Origin of the sequence: Sphaerisporangium sp. TRM90804 (assembly GCF_029846175.1) — a bacterium.
GTDB lineage: Bacteria > Actinomycetota > Actinomycetes > Streptosporangiales > Streptosporangiaceae > Sphaerisporangium.
Map to the genome: position 1 here is coordinate 1 of NZ_JARWAC010000010.1, position 14,137 is coordinate 14,137.

General features: G+C 71.0%; 12 protein-coding genes and 1 pseudogene. 7 read left to right on the forward strand and 6 right to left on the reverse strand.

The genetic code is table 11. The features are described 5' to 3' along the window. Nucleotides 1–132: 132 nt before the first annotated feature. Nucleotides 133–1,221 carry a LacI family DNA-binding transcriptional regulator gene (locus tag PYR91_RS12920; RefSeq protein ID WP_279779935.1) on the reverse strand — a complete coding sequence of 363 codons (1,089 nt, stop codon included), beginning with the start codon at nt 1,219–1,221 and terminating at the stop codon, nt 133–135. A gap of 271 nt (nt 1,222–1,492) precedes the next feature. Between PYR91_RS12920 and PYR91_RS12925 the strand changes: the two genes are divergently transcribed. The 4 genes from PYR91_RS12925 (at nt 1,493) to PYR91_RS12940 (ending at nt 6,957) form a co-directional block, all read left to right on the forward strand. Next, nucleotides 1,493–2,410, forward strand: a complete 918-nt coding sequence (locus PYR91_RS12925; RefSeq protein WP_279779936.1) for a sugar ABC transporter permease — start codon at nt 1,493–1,495, stop codon at nt 2,408–2,410. Between the two features lie 3 nt (nt 2,411–2,413). Next, on the forward strand, nt 2,414–3,340 hold the full coding sequence (locus tag PYR91_RS12930; protein ID WP_279779937.1) for a carbohydrate ABC transporter permease: 927 nt from the start codon (nt 2,414–2,416) through the stop codon (nt 3,338–3,340). Between the two features lie 47 nt (nt 3,341–3,387). Beyond that, on the forward strand, nt 3,388–4,746 hold the full coding sequence (locus tag PYR91_RS12935; protein ID WP_279779938.1) for an extracellular solute-binding protein: 1,359 nt from the start codon (nt 3,388–3,390) through the stop codon (nt 4,744–4,746). Nucleotides 4,747–4,887: 141 nt separating this feature from the next. Next, nucleotides 4,888–6,957, forward strand: a complete 2,070-nt coding sequence (locus PYR91_RS12940) for a beta-galactosidase (RefSeq protein WP_279779939.1) — start codon at nt 4,888–4,890, stop codon at nt 6,955–6,957. Between the two features lie 15 nt (nt 6,958–6,972). Here the strand turns inward: PYR91_RS12940 and fecE are convergent. Continuing rightward, a pseudogene (gene fecE, locus PYR91_RS12945) lies at nt 6,973–7,122 on the reverse strand (Fe(3+) dicitrate ABC transporter ATP-binding protein FecE); the annotation flags it as partial. Nucleotides 7,123–7,148: 26 nt separating this feature from the next. Here fecE and PYR91_RS12950 point away from each other — a divergent pair. Then, entirely contained in the window at nt 7,149–7,331 is a 183-nt protein-coding gene (locus PYR91_RS12950) for a hypothetical protein (RefSeq protein WP_279779940.1), read from the forward strand. Nucleotides 7,332–7,403: 72 nt separating this feature from the next. On the opposite strand, the gene PYR91_RS12955 is transcribed toward PYR91_RS12950, so the two are convergent. Both PYR91_RS12955 and PYR91_RS12960 read right to left on the reverse strand, forming a co-directional pair. Then, nucleotides 7,404–7,742, reverse strand: a complete 339-nt coding sequence (locus PYR91_RS12955; protein WP_279779941.1) for a helix-turn-helix domain-containing protein — start codon at nt 7,740–7,742, stop codon at nt 7,404–7,406. Next, nucleotides 7,739–8,188 (reverse strand): SRPBCC family protein, encoded by a 450-nt coding sequence (locus PYR91_RS12960; RefSeq protein WP_279779942.1) that lies wholly within the window; start codon nt 8,186–8,188, stop codon nt 7,739–7,741. The genes PYR91_RS12955 and PYR91_RS12960 overlap by 4 nt, the downstream gene beginning before the upstream one ends. A 559-nt stretch (nt 8,189–8,747) precedes the next feature. Here PYR91_RS12960 and PYR91_RS12965 point away from each other — a divergent pair. Then, nucleotides 8,748–10,421, forward strand: coding sequence for a lectin (locus tag PYR91_RS12965; RefSeq protein ID WP_279779943.1), 1,674 nt, complete (start codon nt 8,748–8,750; stop codon nt 10,419–10,421). Between the two features lie 218 nt (nt 10,422–10,639). Here the strand turns inward: PYR91_RS12965 and PYR91_RS12970 are convergent, their stop codons facing one another. Beyond that, entirely contained in the window at nt 10,640–11,386 is a 747-nt protein-coding gene (locus tag PYR91_RS12970; RefSeq protein ID WP_279779944.1) for a response regulator transcription factor, read from the reverse strand. A 121-nt stretch (nt 11,387–11,507) separates the two neighbouring features. Further along, entirely contained in the window at nt 11,508–12,800 is a 1,293-nt protein-coding gene (locus tag PYR91_RS12975; RefSeq protein WP_279779945.1) for a histidine kinase, read from the reverse strand. A 248-nt stretch (nt 12,801–13,048) separates the two neighbouring features. Here PYR91_RS12975 and PYR91_RS12980 point away from each other — a divergent pair, with 248 nt between their 5' ends. Beyond that, entirely contained in the window at nt 13,049–14,110 is a 1,062-nt protein-coding gene (locus PYR91_RS12980) for a hypothetical protein (RefSeq protein WP_279779946.1), read from the forward strand. Nucleotides 14,111–14,137: the final 27 nt, after the last annotated feature.

Below are 14,137 nucleotides of genomic sequence, written 5' to 3' on the forward strand. Positions count from 1 at the left end.
CTCATGGACGACCTCCCCGAAGTGGCCGAACTCGACCTCAACCCCGTGATCGCCACCCCCACCGGCGCAGTCGCCGTGGACATACGCGTGCGACTCGCCCGGCCGGGGTCGTCCGGCGCGTGACTCGCGTGGTCAGCGGCCCGGCGGCGCCGTGCTGGCGCGCGTGACGAGGCGGGTGGGGACGAGGTCGGTGCCGGGCCGGGCCTCGCCGCCTTCGCGGATCTGCCGCAGAACGCCCTGCACGCAGCGGCGGCCGACCTCGGCGAAGTCCTGGTGGACGGTGGTCAGCGGGGGGATGAAGCAGGAGGAGTCGGGGATGTCGTCGAAGCCGACGACGCTGATGTCCTCCGGAACCGCGCGCCCGTGTTCGTGGAAGGCCCGCAGCAGGCCCAGGGCCATCTGGTCGTTGGCGGCGAACACCGCGGTGCAGCCCGGCTCCTCGGCCAGGGCCAGCCCCGCGGCGTAGCCGGAGTCGGCGGACCAGTCGCCGTGCAGCACCGGGGGCACCGGACGGCCGGCCTCGCGCAGGGTGCGGCGCCAGGCCTCGGCCCGGCGCTGGCTCGCGAAGGAGGAGTGCGGGCCGGTGAGGTGCCAGACCGTCTGGTGGCCCAGGGCGAGCAGGTGCCGGACGGCGAGCCGGGCGCCCTCCGCCTGGTCGGTGTCGACGACGCTGTAACGATCGCCGGCGTCGGAGTCCACCACGACGACGTGCACACCCGGGGGCAGCGTCACCCTGCCGCTGTCGAGGAGGTGGATCTCCATGATGACGATGACGGCGTCCACGGCCAGCTCGCCCATGCGGGTGAAGGCGCCGAGCACGTTGTCCTGGGTGGGGACGTCGATGGGGATGAGGGTGATGCCGTACCCCTCGGCCGCCGCCTGGGTGGCGATCGCCTCCACGGTACGGCTGTTGCCGGTGGAGGCCAGGCTGAACAGGATCACGCCGATCGTGTTGAACTGCCCGTACCGCAGCGCCCTCGCGGCGCTGTTGGGCCGGTAGCCCAGGGTCCGCATGGCGGCGAGCACCTGCTCACGGGTGCCGCCGAAGACCCCGGGATGCCCGTTGGAGACCCGGGAGACGGTCTGGGAGGACACGCCCGCGAGCTTGGCCACGTCGGCCATGGAGACCCGCTGCTTGCGGCGCCCGCCCGGAATGCCCGAGCCACCGCGCTGTGCGCCCCCGGGCGGCGGGGCCTGGAGGTTGAGGTCGTGCAGATCCACGCCGTATCGAGCTCCCCCTGGTTCGCTGCCCGAGCCGGCCGGCCGCGCGGGACGCCGGCGCCGGATGCCCGGTGCGCGAAGGCCGGATCGGGCGCCTAGGTGGGGGCCCTTGACCTCCACTGTGACGGGTGTCACCATACCGCAACAGAAGTTTACGTAAACATGACCGGGGCGAGTCGCCCCGCACTCCCATCGACACCTCGCCGGCGACCGCATCGGCGCGATGTTCACGTGAACAATGCCTGGACGACGTGGCGAGGAGGCGAGTCTCGTGGTCACGCAGGGGCGATCGGGCGCGTGGAACCACCGGGAGAGACCGCCCCGGCGACGCCGGTCCTGGGCCGGCTGGCGCTTCGTCGGGCCGTTCATGGCGGTCTTCGCCCTCGTCTTCCTGGCCCCGATCGCCTACTCGGTCTACCTGAGCCTGTTCCGCACCCGGCTGATCGGCGGCACGGCCTTCGTCGGCGCGGAGAACTACGTCAAGGCCCTGCAGGACCCCCGGTTCTGGTCGGCGTTCGGCCGGGTGGCGGCCTTCCTGGCCGTCCAGGTGCCGATCATGCTCTTCCTCGCGCTGCTGGTCGCCCTCGCGATCGACAGCGGCCGGCTGTACGGTTCGGCGTTCTTCCGCATCTCGGTGTTCCTGCCCTACGCCGTGCCCGCGATCGTCGCGACGCTGATGTGGGGCTTCATGTACGGCACCCGCTTCGGCCTCATCGGCAACCTCAACGAGACCTTCGGCGTCACACTGCCCGACCCGCTGTCTCCCGAGCTGATCCTCGCCTCCATCGGCAACATCGTGACCTGGGAGTTCGTCGGTTACAACATGCTGATCATGTACTCGGCGCTCCGGGTGGTGAACCACTCGCTGTACGAGGCGGCCGAGATCGACGGAGCCGGCCAGCTCCGCGTCATCTGGTCGATCAAGCTTCCCGCGCTGCGCGGGACGCTGGTGATCGCCACGATCTTCTCGATCATCGGCAGCTTCCAGCTGTTCAACGAGCCGAGCATCCTGCGCACCCTGGCGCCGAACTCCGTCACCACCTACTTCACGCCCAACCTGTACGCCTACTCGCTGTCGTTCTCGGGGCAGCAGTTCAACTACTCCGCGACCGTCGCCATCGTGATGGGCGTCATCACCATGGTCATCGCCTACGTGGTCCAGCTCCGCGGCATCCGGAAGGCGAGCTGACCCATGGCGGCCACCACCCGCGTCACCGCCCGGGCGCTGCGCGTCAGGCGGGGGAACCGGCACGCGCGCGTCCCCGCACCCCGCGGGCGCGGCCGGCGAAGCCCGCTGCTGACCGCGGTGACCGCGCTCATGCTGGTCTACACGCTGCTCCCGCTGGCGTGGCTGCTGATCAACGCGACCAAGACCCAGGAAGGGCTGCTCGACTCCTTCGGCCTGTGGTTCGCCGGCGACTTCGCCCTGCTGGACAACCTCGTCACGACCTTCACCTACGGCGGCGGCGTCTTCACCCGCTGGCTGCTGAACACCCTGCTGTACGTGGTGGCCGGCGCGGGCGGCGCCACCCTGCTGGCGACCCTCGGCGGGTACGGGCTGGCGCACTTCGACTTCCCCGGGAAGAAGGCGGTGTTCGCCATCGTGATCGGCGCGGTGGCGGTGCCCGGCACCGCGCTGGCCGTTCCCACCTTCCTGATGTTCTCGGAGATGGGGCTGACCGACACGCCCTGGGCGATCATCATCCCGTCCCTGGTCTCCCCGTTCGGCCTCTACCTGATGTGGGCCTTCGCCGCCGACGCCGTTCCCAGGGAGATCCTGGAGTCGGCGCGCATGGACGGCGCGCGCGAGTTCCAAACCTTCCTCGGCGTCGCCCTGCCGCTGCTGGCGCCCGGCACCGTCACCGTCCTGCTCTTCAACGTGGTCGCGACCTGGAACAACTACTTCCTTCCGCTGATCATGCTCAAGGACCCCGACTGGTACCCGCTGACGCTGGGCCTCAACGCCTGGAACGAGCAGGCCGGCACCGCGGGTGGCGAGGCCGTGTTCCACCTGGTGATCACCGGCTCACTCGTCACCGTCATCCCGCTGATCGCCGCGTTCCTGCTGCTCCAGCGGTACTGGCGGTCGGGCCTGGCCTCCGGAGGCGTCAAGCAGTGATCCGCGGCCGCGTCGTCTCCCCACGCGAGATCGAGAAAGGCATGCCCATGACGATGAACCGTCGCCGAGCCCTCCTGGTGGGGGCGGCCCTGACCGTGTCGCTCCTGGCCGCCGGCTGCGGCTCCTCCGGGGACGGCGGGCCGGGCGGCGGCTCCGGCGAGGCCGCCAAGCCCGCGGGCGTCTCCGACGCCGACGTGACGAACGCCCTGAACACCGGCGGCTCCATCACCGTCTGGGCATGGGAGCCGACCCTCAAGCAGGTCGTGGCCGACTTCCAGGCCAGGTACCCCAAGGTGAAGGTGTCCCTGGTCAACGCCGGCACCGGCAACGACCAGTACATCGCCCTGCAGAACGCGATCAAGGCCGGGTCGGGGGTGCCGGACGTCGCGCAGGTGGAGTACTACGCCCTGTCGCAGTTCGCCCTCGGCAAGTCGATCACCGACCTGAACGCCTTCGGCGCAGGCGAGCTGGACGGCACCTTCACCCCCGGGCCCTGGAGCTCCGTGCGCGTCGGCGACGCCGTCTACGGCCTGCCCATGGACTCCGGTCCGATGGCCCTGTTCTACAACAAGGAGGTGTTCGACAAGCACGACATCCAGGTGCCCGCCACGTGGGAGGAGTACGCCGCCGCCGCCGAGAAGCTGCACAGGGCCGACCCCGAGGCGTACATCACCAGCGACACCGGCGACGCGGGGTTCACCACGAGCATGATCTGGCAGGCGGGCGGCAAGCCGTACACGGTCGACGGCACCAGCGTCGGCATCGACTTCGGCGACGCGGGCACCCGGAGGTTCACGGCGATGTGGCAGAAGCTCATCGACGCCGAGCTGCTGTCGCCGGTGACCGGCTGGACCGACGCCTGGTACAAGGGCCTGGGCGACGGCACCATCGCCACCCTGGTGATCGGCGCGTGGATGCCCGCCAACCTCGAATCCGGCGTCAAGGCCGCGGCCGGCAAGTGGCGGGTGGCGCCCATGCCGCAGTGGGAGGCCGGCGGGCGGGCGACCGCCGAGAACGGCGGCAGCTCCCTGGCGATCCCCGAGGCCGCCGCGAACAAGGCCCTCGCCTACGCCTTCGTCAAGTACGCCGCCGTGGACGAGGGCGTGCGGGCCCGCGTGGACGGCGGCGCCTTCCCCGCCACGACCGCCCAGCTCCAGGACTCCGCCTGGCGGGACAAGGAGTTCCCCTACTTCGACGGCCAGAAGGTCAACCAGGTGCTCGCCGACTCCGCAGGCAAGGTCGTGACCGGCTGGTCCTACCTGCCCTTCCAGGTCTACGCCAACAGCGTCTTCAACGACACCGCGGGCAAGGCCTACAACTCCGACACCACGCTGGCGGACGGCCTGAAGGCCTGGCAGGACGCCTCCGCCGAGTACGGCAGGGAACAGGGTTTCACCATGAAGTAGCGGCCGGGGCCCGCGCCGCCGCCGCTCCGCACGAGGCGCGGCGGCGGGCCGCACCGCGACCGCACCGGTTCGGCCGACCAGCAGCGGCGCACCACCCGATCCCGGGCGCCCGGCGCCCGCCACCTTCGAACAGGAGTCATCGTGGAAGCTGACAACGGCCGTCGCTGGCTGCGCTGGCCGTCGGACCCGGCCCGGGCACGGCTCGCGTACGGCGCCGACTACAACCCCGAGCAGTGGCCGCGCGAGACCTGGGACGAGGACATGCGGGCCATGCGGGCGGCCGGAGTCAACATCGTCTCCCTGGCGATCTTCTCCTGGGCGCGGATCCAGCCCCGGCGGGACGTCTGGGACTTCCAGTGGCTCGACGACGTGATGGACCTGCTGCACGCCAACGGCATCGCCGTCGACCTGGCCACCGCCACGGCCACGCCGCCCCCGTGGCTGACCACCGCCCACCCCGAGATCCTCCCCGTTGACCGGCACGGGCACACGGTGTGGCCGGGCGCCCGCCAGCACTGGCGGCCGACCTCGCCGGTCTTCCGCGAGCACGCGCTGCGGCTGACCCGGGCCATGGCCGGGCGCTACCGCGACCACCCGGCCCTCGCCGCCTGGCACGTCTCCAACGAACTGGGCTGTCACAACGTCTACGACTATTCGCAGGACGCCGCCGAAGCCTTCCGGCGCTGGCTGCGCGGCCGCTACGGCACGCTGGAGACGCTGAACCTCGCCTGGGCGACGACGTTCTGGTCCCAGCACTACAGCGAGTGGGACCAGATCCTGCCGCCCCGCCTGGCGGCGTCCTACCCGAACCCGACCCAGCAGCTCGACTTCATCAGGTTCTCCTCCGACGCGCTCAAGGACCACCTGCGGGCCGAGCGGGACGTCCTGCGCGAGCTGACGCCCGGCATCCCCGTCACGACCAACTTCATGGTCATGGGCGAGATGAAGGCCATGAACTACGCCGACTGGGCGAGCGAGGTCGACTTCGTCTCCAACGACCACTACCCGCGGCCCGGCCCGGGCGCTCGGGACGAGCTGTCGTTCTCGGCCAACCTGACCGGCTCGCTGGCCGGCGGGCGGCCGTGGTGCCTGATGGAGCACGCGACCAGCGCCGTCAACTGGCAGCCGGTCAACCTCGCCAAGCAGGCCGGCGGGATGGCCCGCGACTCCCTCACCCACGTCGCCTACGGGGCGGACGCGGTGTGCTTCTTCCAGTGGCGGCAGTCGGCGGGGGGAGCCGAGAAGTACCACTCGGCCATGGTTCCGCACGCCGGCGAGGACAGCGAGCTGTTCCGGTCCGTCGCCGAGCTGGGCGCCACCCTGGCCGCCCTCGCGCCGGTCGCGGGCACCCGGCGACGGCGGGCGGACGTCGCGATCTTGTTCGACTGGGAGTCCTGGTGGGCCAGCGAGCTGGACTCCCACCCCACCTCGCTGCTGCGCTACCGGCGCGAGGCCCTGGACTGGTACTCGGCGCTCCTCGCGGCGGGGGTGCGCGCCGACGTCGTCACCCCGGTGGGCGACCTCACCGCGTACCCCCTGGTCGTGGCGCCGATCCTGTACGTGGTGCCGGACCCGCTCGCCCGCCGGCTGGAGGACCACGTCGCCTCCGGCGGCCACCTCGTCACCACCTACTTCTCCGGAATCGTCGACCAGAACGACCAGGTGCGGCTCGGCGGCTATCCCGGCGCGTTTCGCGACCTGCTCGGCATCCGCGTCGAGGAGTTCGGCCCGCTGCCGGACGGTGAGGCCGTCGAGCTCGACCTCGGCGTCACCGGCACCCTGTGGACCGACCGCGTCGACCTCACCGACCCCGCGACGGAGGTCGTGGCCACGTACAAGACCGGCGAGCAGGCCGGCCGCCCCGCCGTCACGCTGCACCGCGCGGGAAGCGGCTCGGCGAGCTATGTCTCCACCCGGCTCGGCCCCGAGGGCCTGGCCGTCATCCTGCCCCGCCTGCTGGACGCCGCCGGCGTCACGTCCGAGCTGCCGCCCGAAGTACGCGGCCTGGTCGACGTGACGATCCGCACCGACGGAACCGACGACTACTGGTTCGTGATCAACCGCTCCGACCGGCACGTCGACCTGACCGCCCTCCCCGGCGCCCCCCTTCGCGCCCCTTCCCTGGCCACGGAGGCCGTGCTCGCTCCCCGGCGGGTCCAGGTGCGCCGCGCCCCCGCCCGAGACGGCGACTCCCCCCGCCCCCCCGCGTGAGGGGGGCCGCGCCGCCTAGGCGGGGACCACGATGGGCGTGCCGGCGACCGGGTCGGGGATGACCAGGCAGGAGAGGCCGAACACCTTCTCGACGAGTTCGGCGGTGATCACCTCGGCCGGGGGGCCTTCGGCGACGACGGCGCCGCCGGCCATGGCGATGATGTGGTCGCAGGGCGAGCGTCGCCGACGCCGTGTTCACGACTGACGGTTCCGCCCTTCTGTCCATCGACGAGACCGGGATGCTGCGGGAGACTCCGGTCGATCCCGATCAGATTGCTTCCGCCGTATGCCGACGGGCGGGCACGACGCTGTCCGGCGCGCAGTGGCGAGCCCGATTCGGCGACACCGCCTACCGCGACGTCTGCGCCTCCTGACCTCGTGTAAGAACGTGGTGCTCTCGACATGTGGCCGTCACGGAGCCCGGATCTCCGCCGGCGGCCTGTTGGTCAGGCGTGTTTCTGGCGCTGGATCTGTTCGGCGATGCCCTTGATGCGGTTCAGTCGCGCGTCCCAGGTTCTGCCGACCTCGTTGAGCTGCCGGACGGCGCGGGTGAGCTGTGCCTCGTCTACCTCGTAGCGCCGCTCGCGGCCGATCGGCGTCGCGTGCACGAGGCCCGCGCGGTCGAGGACGCCCAGGTGCTTGGTGACCGCTTGGCGTGAGATCGGGAGGCGATCGCTCAGGCTGGTCGGCGTACCTACTCCCTCCGCGAGCAGCAGGTCGAGCAGGCGGCGCCTGATCGGGTCGCCGATCGCCGACCAGAGCTCGTCGTCGACGGCGACGGTCATCGCGGTACCACGGAAGGGGCGTAGCCCTGCAGCCTGGGCAGGAAGCCGTCCCAGCCGCGCTCGTGGTCGCGGAAGGCCTCCTCCAGCACGGCGGCCTCCCAGCCCTTCTCCCGCCAGCCGCTCTCGGTCAGGCGCAGGATCGTGCCGTCGCCGGAGGGCTCCAGCTCGAAGGTGACCAGGAGAGAGTTGCCCGCATCGGGCAGCCGGCCCTCAGGGGCGACCCAGCGGAACGCGAACCTGCGGGGCGGGTCCACGTCGACCACCGTGATCGGCTCGACCGCGGCGCGGTCGCCCCACACCAGCTCGCCGGCCGCGCCCGGCACGGGCTCGAACGACGCGTCGTCGGACCACCACCTCTTGATGTGCTCGGGACGGCTCACCACGTCGAACACGATCTCCGGCACCGCGTCGATGCGGATCTCGCGCTCCAGCTTTCCGAACTCCACTGCGAACCTCCAACAAGCAACGATTGGTTGCGTATGACCCTAGTGGTCGTGCCGACAATCCGCAACCTTGTGTTGCGCGATGACCGTGAGGTCGGTCGCGGGGGAGCGCTGGAGCGGGACGGCGATCTTTCGTTGACGCGGGCGCGCCAGGCCCACGGTGGCCGTCGGCGAGTGGCGTGAAAATTTCACAACCACGGACCTCGTAAGGTGATCGCTCTTCGGCGAATGTCCAGGCGAGAACCTCTCCGCCGCAACGCCCAGGTCAGTAAGGGTGCCACCCGTCGTTGACGTTGGACCTGACGTCGGGTGTACTCCGCGACAACAACCATCGCGGGAGCAGGTCATGCGAACTGGGTCTGGGATGTTAACGATAACAAGAAGGAGTTGGGTCCTTATCTCGCCCATGGCTGAGGGGCACGAATGCCCCCGCTACGTGCGATGCGACCTCGGCTTGATGCTCCGGACAGCCCCGTTTCCCGGAGTTGTTATCGCTAACACCCGATGGGCCGCGCTTGTGCCTCGCATCCCCTGATGTCCACCCCCCTGAGGAGCGATCTTCGTGAGAACTCGACTACGAGCGGTGCTGTCCCCCGCGGTCACCATGATGGTGACGCTCGCGGCTGGGGCGGTGGCGCTCACGTCATCCACTCCCGCCCAAGCGCTGGACAACGGCGTGGGCCGCACCCCGCCGATGGGGTGGAACACGTGGAACACCTTCGGCTGCAACATCAACGAGACCCTGATCAAGCAGACCGCCGACGCGCTGGTCAACAACGGCATGCGCGACCTGGGATACCAGTACGTCGTCGTCGACGACTGCTGGTTCGACCCCAACCGCGACTCCGCCGGCAACCTCCAGGCCAACCTGTCCAGGTTCCCGAGCGGCATGAAGGCCCTGGGCGACTACCTGCACAGTAGGGGCCTGAAGTTCGGCCTCTACCAGGCCCCCCTGGACAAGACCTGCGCGCAGTACTTCAACTCCTACCCGGGCGCGACGGGCAGCCTCAACCACGAGGTCCAGGACGCCCGCCAGTTCGCCGCCTGGGGCGTCGACTACCTCAAGTACGACTGGTGTTCCCCCACCGGCACCATCAACGACCAGGTGCGCACCTTCGCCAAGATGCGCGACGCCCTGGCGGCCACCGGCCGGCCGATCCTCTACAGCATCAACCCCAACAGCATCCACGAGAAGACCGGCCCGCAGCGCAACTGGGGCGACGTCGCCAACATCTGGCGCACCACCGAGGACATCACCAACACCTGGAACTCGGGCCAGACCAACGGCTACCCGATGGGCATCCAGAACATCGTCAACGTCAACGTGCCGCTGTCGGGCTACGCCCGGCCGGGGGCGTTCAACGACCCGGACATGATGGAGGTCGGCCGGGGCGGCATGAACGACACCGAGATGCGCAGCCACTTCGCCCTCTGGGCGATCATGGCATCGCCGCTCATCGCGGGCAACGACGTCCGGAACATGGACGCCGCCACCCAGACCATTCTGAAGAACCAGAATCTGATCGCCATCAACCAGGACACGCTCGGCCTGCAGGCCACCCAGATCAGCAACGACGGCACCCGCCGCATCCTGGCCAAGCGCCTGAGCAACGGCGACGTCGCGGTGGCCCTGTTCAACCAGGGCGGCTCCACCACCACGGTCAGCACCACGACGTCCGCCATCGGCCTGTCGGGCAACTCCTTCAGCCTGCGTGACGCCTGGACCAACGCCGTCACCTCGACCACCGGGAGCATCTCGGCGAGCGTGCCGGCGCACGGCACCGTCGTGTACCGCGTCAGCGGCGGAACGCCCAACCCGACGCCCACCCCCACGCCCACGCCCACCGCGTCCACGACCCGCCTCCAAGGCGTCGGCTCGGGCCGGTGCCTCGACGTGACCGGCGCCTCCCAGGCCAACGGCACCCAGCTGAACATCTGGGACTGCCACAACCAGAGCAACCAGCAGTGGACCTCGACGGCGGCCGATGAACTGCGGGTCTACGGCAACAAGTGCCTGGACGTCAACAACAGCGGCACCGCCGACGGAACCACCGTCATCATCTGGGACTGCAACGGCCAGACCAACCAGAAGTGGCGCTTCAACAACGACGGCACCATCACCTCCCTCAGCGCGAACAAGTGCCTGGACGTCGTCAACAACGGCACCGCCAACGGCGCCAGACTGAACATCTGGTCCTGCACCGGCGCCGCCAACCAACGCTGGAACCGCATCTGACGGCTCACCCGCACCACCCGCGAAGCTCACCCCCACGCCCGTGGGGGTGAGCCGCGGCCAGGCGCCCAGCGCACCGCGGTGTGCGCGTGGCCGGACGGTGCTCGGCGTGCACAGCGGCCCGCGGGAAAGGCTCCGGCGGGCCCGGTGCCGCCGGCACCCCCATCCGCCGTCGATCATCTTCTGGCCGGTGAGCGTGCCGGGGAATCGTCCTCACCGCGTCAGTACGCCGCACGGTTCTTCGCGCCGGGGTCGTCAACCAGGCCCGCCTCGTGCGCGAGCAGCACCGCGTTGGCCCGGTTGGCCAGGCCGAGCTTGCTCAGCAGCCTGGAGACATAGCTCTTGACGGTCGTCTCCGAGAGGAAGCGGTCCGCGGCGATCTCCCGGTTCGTCAGGCCCCGTCCGATCAGGCTCAGCAGGTGGCGTTCCCGGTCGTTCAGCACGGCGATCCTGCTTCTCGCGGCGTCCCGGTCGCCCGCCGCGCGTGCCGACCGGTCGAGCAGGCGTCGCGCGGCGCCGGGCGACAGGACGCTGTGCCCGCTCGCGGCCACCTTGACCAGGCCGAGCAGGTCTTCGGGGGGCGTCGTCTTCGCCAGGAAGCCGATCGCGCCCGCTTCCAGCGCGCCCAGCACATGGGAGTCGGAGTCGAAGGTGGTCAGTGCCACGACGGCGGGTGGTCCGGGCAGCCGGCTGATCTCCCTCGTGGCGGTGACACCGTCGACACCGGGCATCCTGATGTCCATCAGCACCACGTGGGGGCGGGTGCGCAGCACCTCTTCGAGGGCCTCGGCGCCGTCGTACGCCACGCCGACGACGTCGATCTCCGTGGTCGAGCCCAGGATGGTCCGCAGATGGCCGAGGACCATCGGGTCGTCGTCGACGAGCAGGACCCTGATCGCGGGGGACGGGCCGGTGCCGCCGGCCTGACCGGTGTCGTTCGGCGGTTCGGCCCACCGGGGGGCGGTCATGTCCCAAGCGTATACATTCGCGCTGGTCGCCGCGCTGGTGACGACGAGAGCCGGACCGGGCCGGTCGGGCCCGTCGTTCAGGTGGGGCCGTGGCCGAGGTGAGCCCGCACGGGCCCCTCGCTCACGTGGGGGCTCGCGGCGGAGACGACTGCGCGCGAGTCGGTCGTTCCCCGTGGTCCTCGGCCGGGACGGACGCCGGGAGGCTCGCCGTGACCCGATACCCGCCCTGCTCGGTGGGCCCGCTCCGTAGCGTGCCGCCGAGCAGGGAGACCCGCCGTCGCAGGCCGGTCAGACCCGCCCGCGATCCGCTGGCCACCAGCGACGGGTCGGTGGGCGCGGTGGGCGCGGTGTTGAGGATCTCGACGCTCACCGCCTCGGGGTGGTAACGCAGGTCGACGGTCACCCGGGCGCCTGGCGCGTGTTTGCGGACGTTGGTCAGCGCCTCCTGCACCACCCGGTACGCGGCACGGCGGATCACGGGGGACGCCGTGCCGGGATCGCCGCCGACGCGAAGCGAGGCCCCGGCGGCGGCGGTCAGCTCGGCCGGGTCGCCGCCGCGATCGCCGGTGCTCCGCCGCGCCGCCCGGCGGCCGTCCTGGCCGTGGCCGTACGTCTCCTGTGCCGGGGCGGCCCACTCGCCGCTGCGCATGACGCCGATGAGATCCCGCAGCTCGACCATGGTCCGGGAGCCGAGATCCCCGATCCGCCGTGCCGCGGCCCTGACGGCCTCGTCCTCGGTGGACGTCCGCAGGGCCCCGGCACGCAGGACGATCTCGGTGACGTGATGGGTGACGACGTCATGCATCTCGGCGGCCAGGTGCTGCCGTTCGGCCGCGATGGCCCTCTCGTTGAGGAGATGCCTCTCACGCTCGGCGATCTCGACCCGCTCGCGCAGCGAGTGCAGCAGCCGCGCCCGCGCCCGCAGGTACATCGCGGTCACGGCGGGCAGCACGGCGTAGACCGCACCGACGTACAGGCCGGTCCAGGTCGGCGCCCACGGCTGGATGTTCAGCAGCGCGAGCGCGCAGACGCAGGCGAACCCCGTGGGCGTGGGCCGCAGGTAGGCCAGGATCCACACCGCGGCGGGCGTCGCCAGCGGCGCCGGGCCCGCGAAGAGCGCGTCGGTGGAGGTCAGCAACCCGGGCGCGGCCAGAGCGGCGGCCTGTGCGACCACCGCTCCCAGGACGACGAGCACGCCGGCCGTCCGCGGGCGGCTCGGCATGAGCAGCAGGAGCCCGTCGATGACGAGGTTGAACACCAGCTCGGCCGCCGGCCCGAGCGCTCCCGAGGTCCGTTGCCCCCCGGCGTAGAGCAACACCTGCAGGCACGCGTAGGCCGCGGTGACGGCGACCATCGCGACCTGCCCGGCCCGCCCGGGGTTCCGGTCGTGGGCGAGTGCCGATCGTGACGTCATGACCGCGCACCTTCCCCGTCAGAAGATGCCGTCACCTCCGCGAAGCCCGGCCGTCGAACAGACAACATCGGTGGCGTACAACGCAACTCGGTTGCCGAGGTCGCGGGGCTGCCGACCGATAGATTGTTCATCGTCCATACGGCGATTCGGCAGGTCAGCGTGCCGATGCCAGTGGCGTCCCGTCGCGGTCGCACGCGGGTTGAGCCGCCGTCCCATCGCCGTGAACCTCCCTTCACAAGGACGTCGGCATGTGGAAGAACACGCACCGATCCGATCCCGTCCCGCACCCCGGACCGGCCGGCGACCGGCCGGAGCCGAGGTGGCGGCGATGGGCACCCGTCGTCTCCCTGTTACTCCTGGCACCGTTCGTGGCGGAACTGCTGCTCGGCGACGTCGCGTTACCCAGTGTGGGCATCGTGGCGGCCTTCGTCCCGCTGTACGGCTGCGGGGCACTGCTCATCCGTGAGCTCGCGCGGCGCACCGGCCGGGGCTGGCCCACCATCGCGTTGCTGGCCGGGGCATACGGCGTGCTGGAGGAGGGCTTCGCCACGATGTCCCTGTTCAACCCGGACTTCGCCGGGTATCGCCTGCTCGACGAATCACCCCTGCCCTTCCTGGGCATGGGGGCGAAATGGACGGTCTACGTGCTGTCGCTGCACGTCATCTGGAGCGTCTGCACACCGATCGCGCTCGCCGAGACCCTGTTCCCGCGCCGGGCTCGGGTGCCGTGGCTGCGCACGCGCGGCCTGGTCGTCACGTCCGCCGTGTTCCTGCTCACCGTCGCGCTCTACTGGGCCGGGGCGTTCTACGCGGCGGGGACGACCCCCGGCGCGCCGGTGTTCCGGCCCTCCGCGAACCAGATGATCGCGACCGCGGTCGCCGCCGTGGCGCTCGTCGTCGCGGCCTTCGCCGTCCGGCCGAACGCCACGGCCTCGCGCCCGCCCGGCTCCGTCCCGTCGCTCCCGCTCGTCTTCATCGGCTCGCTGGTGGTGACGAGCGCCGTCCGGCAGAGCGCTCATCACCTGCACGGCTGGGTGAGCGTCGCCGTCTGCCTGGCGGCCGAGGTCGTGGCGGTGGCCGTGCTCTGGTGGTTCGGCCGCCGGCGAGCGTGGGGGGCGCCACACGCCTTCGCCGCCGCGTCGGGCGCCGTCGTCGCGTACGCGTGGGCGAGCTTCTTCCTGACGCCCATCGTCGGCACGACCGATCCGGTCATCGCCCGCGTCGGCAACGTGGTCTACACGCTGATCGCCGTCTCGATCCTCGCCCTCGCCGCACGGCGCCTTCGCGCCACCACGGCGGCCCGACCGTGACGCGACGCCTCGTCCGTCACCGCACCA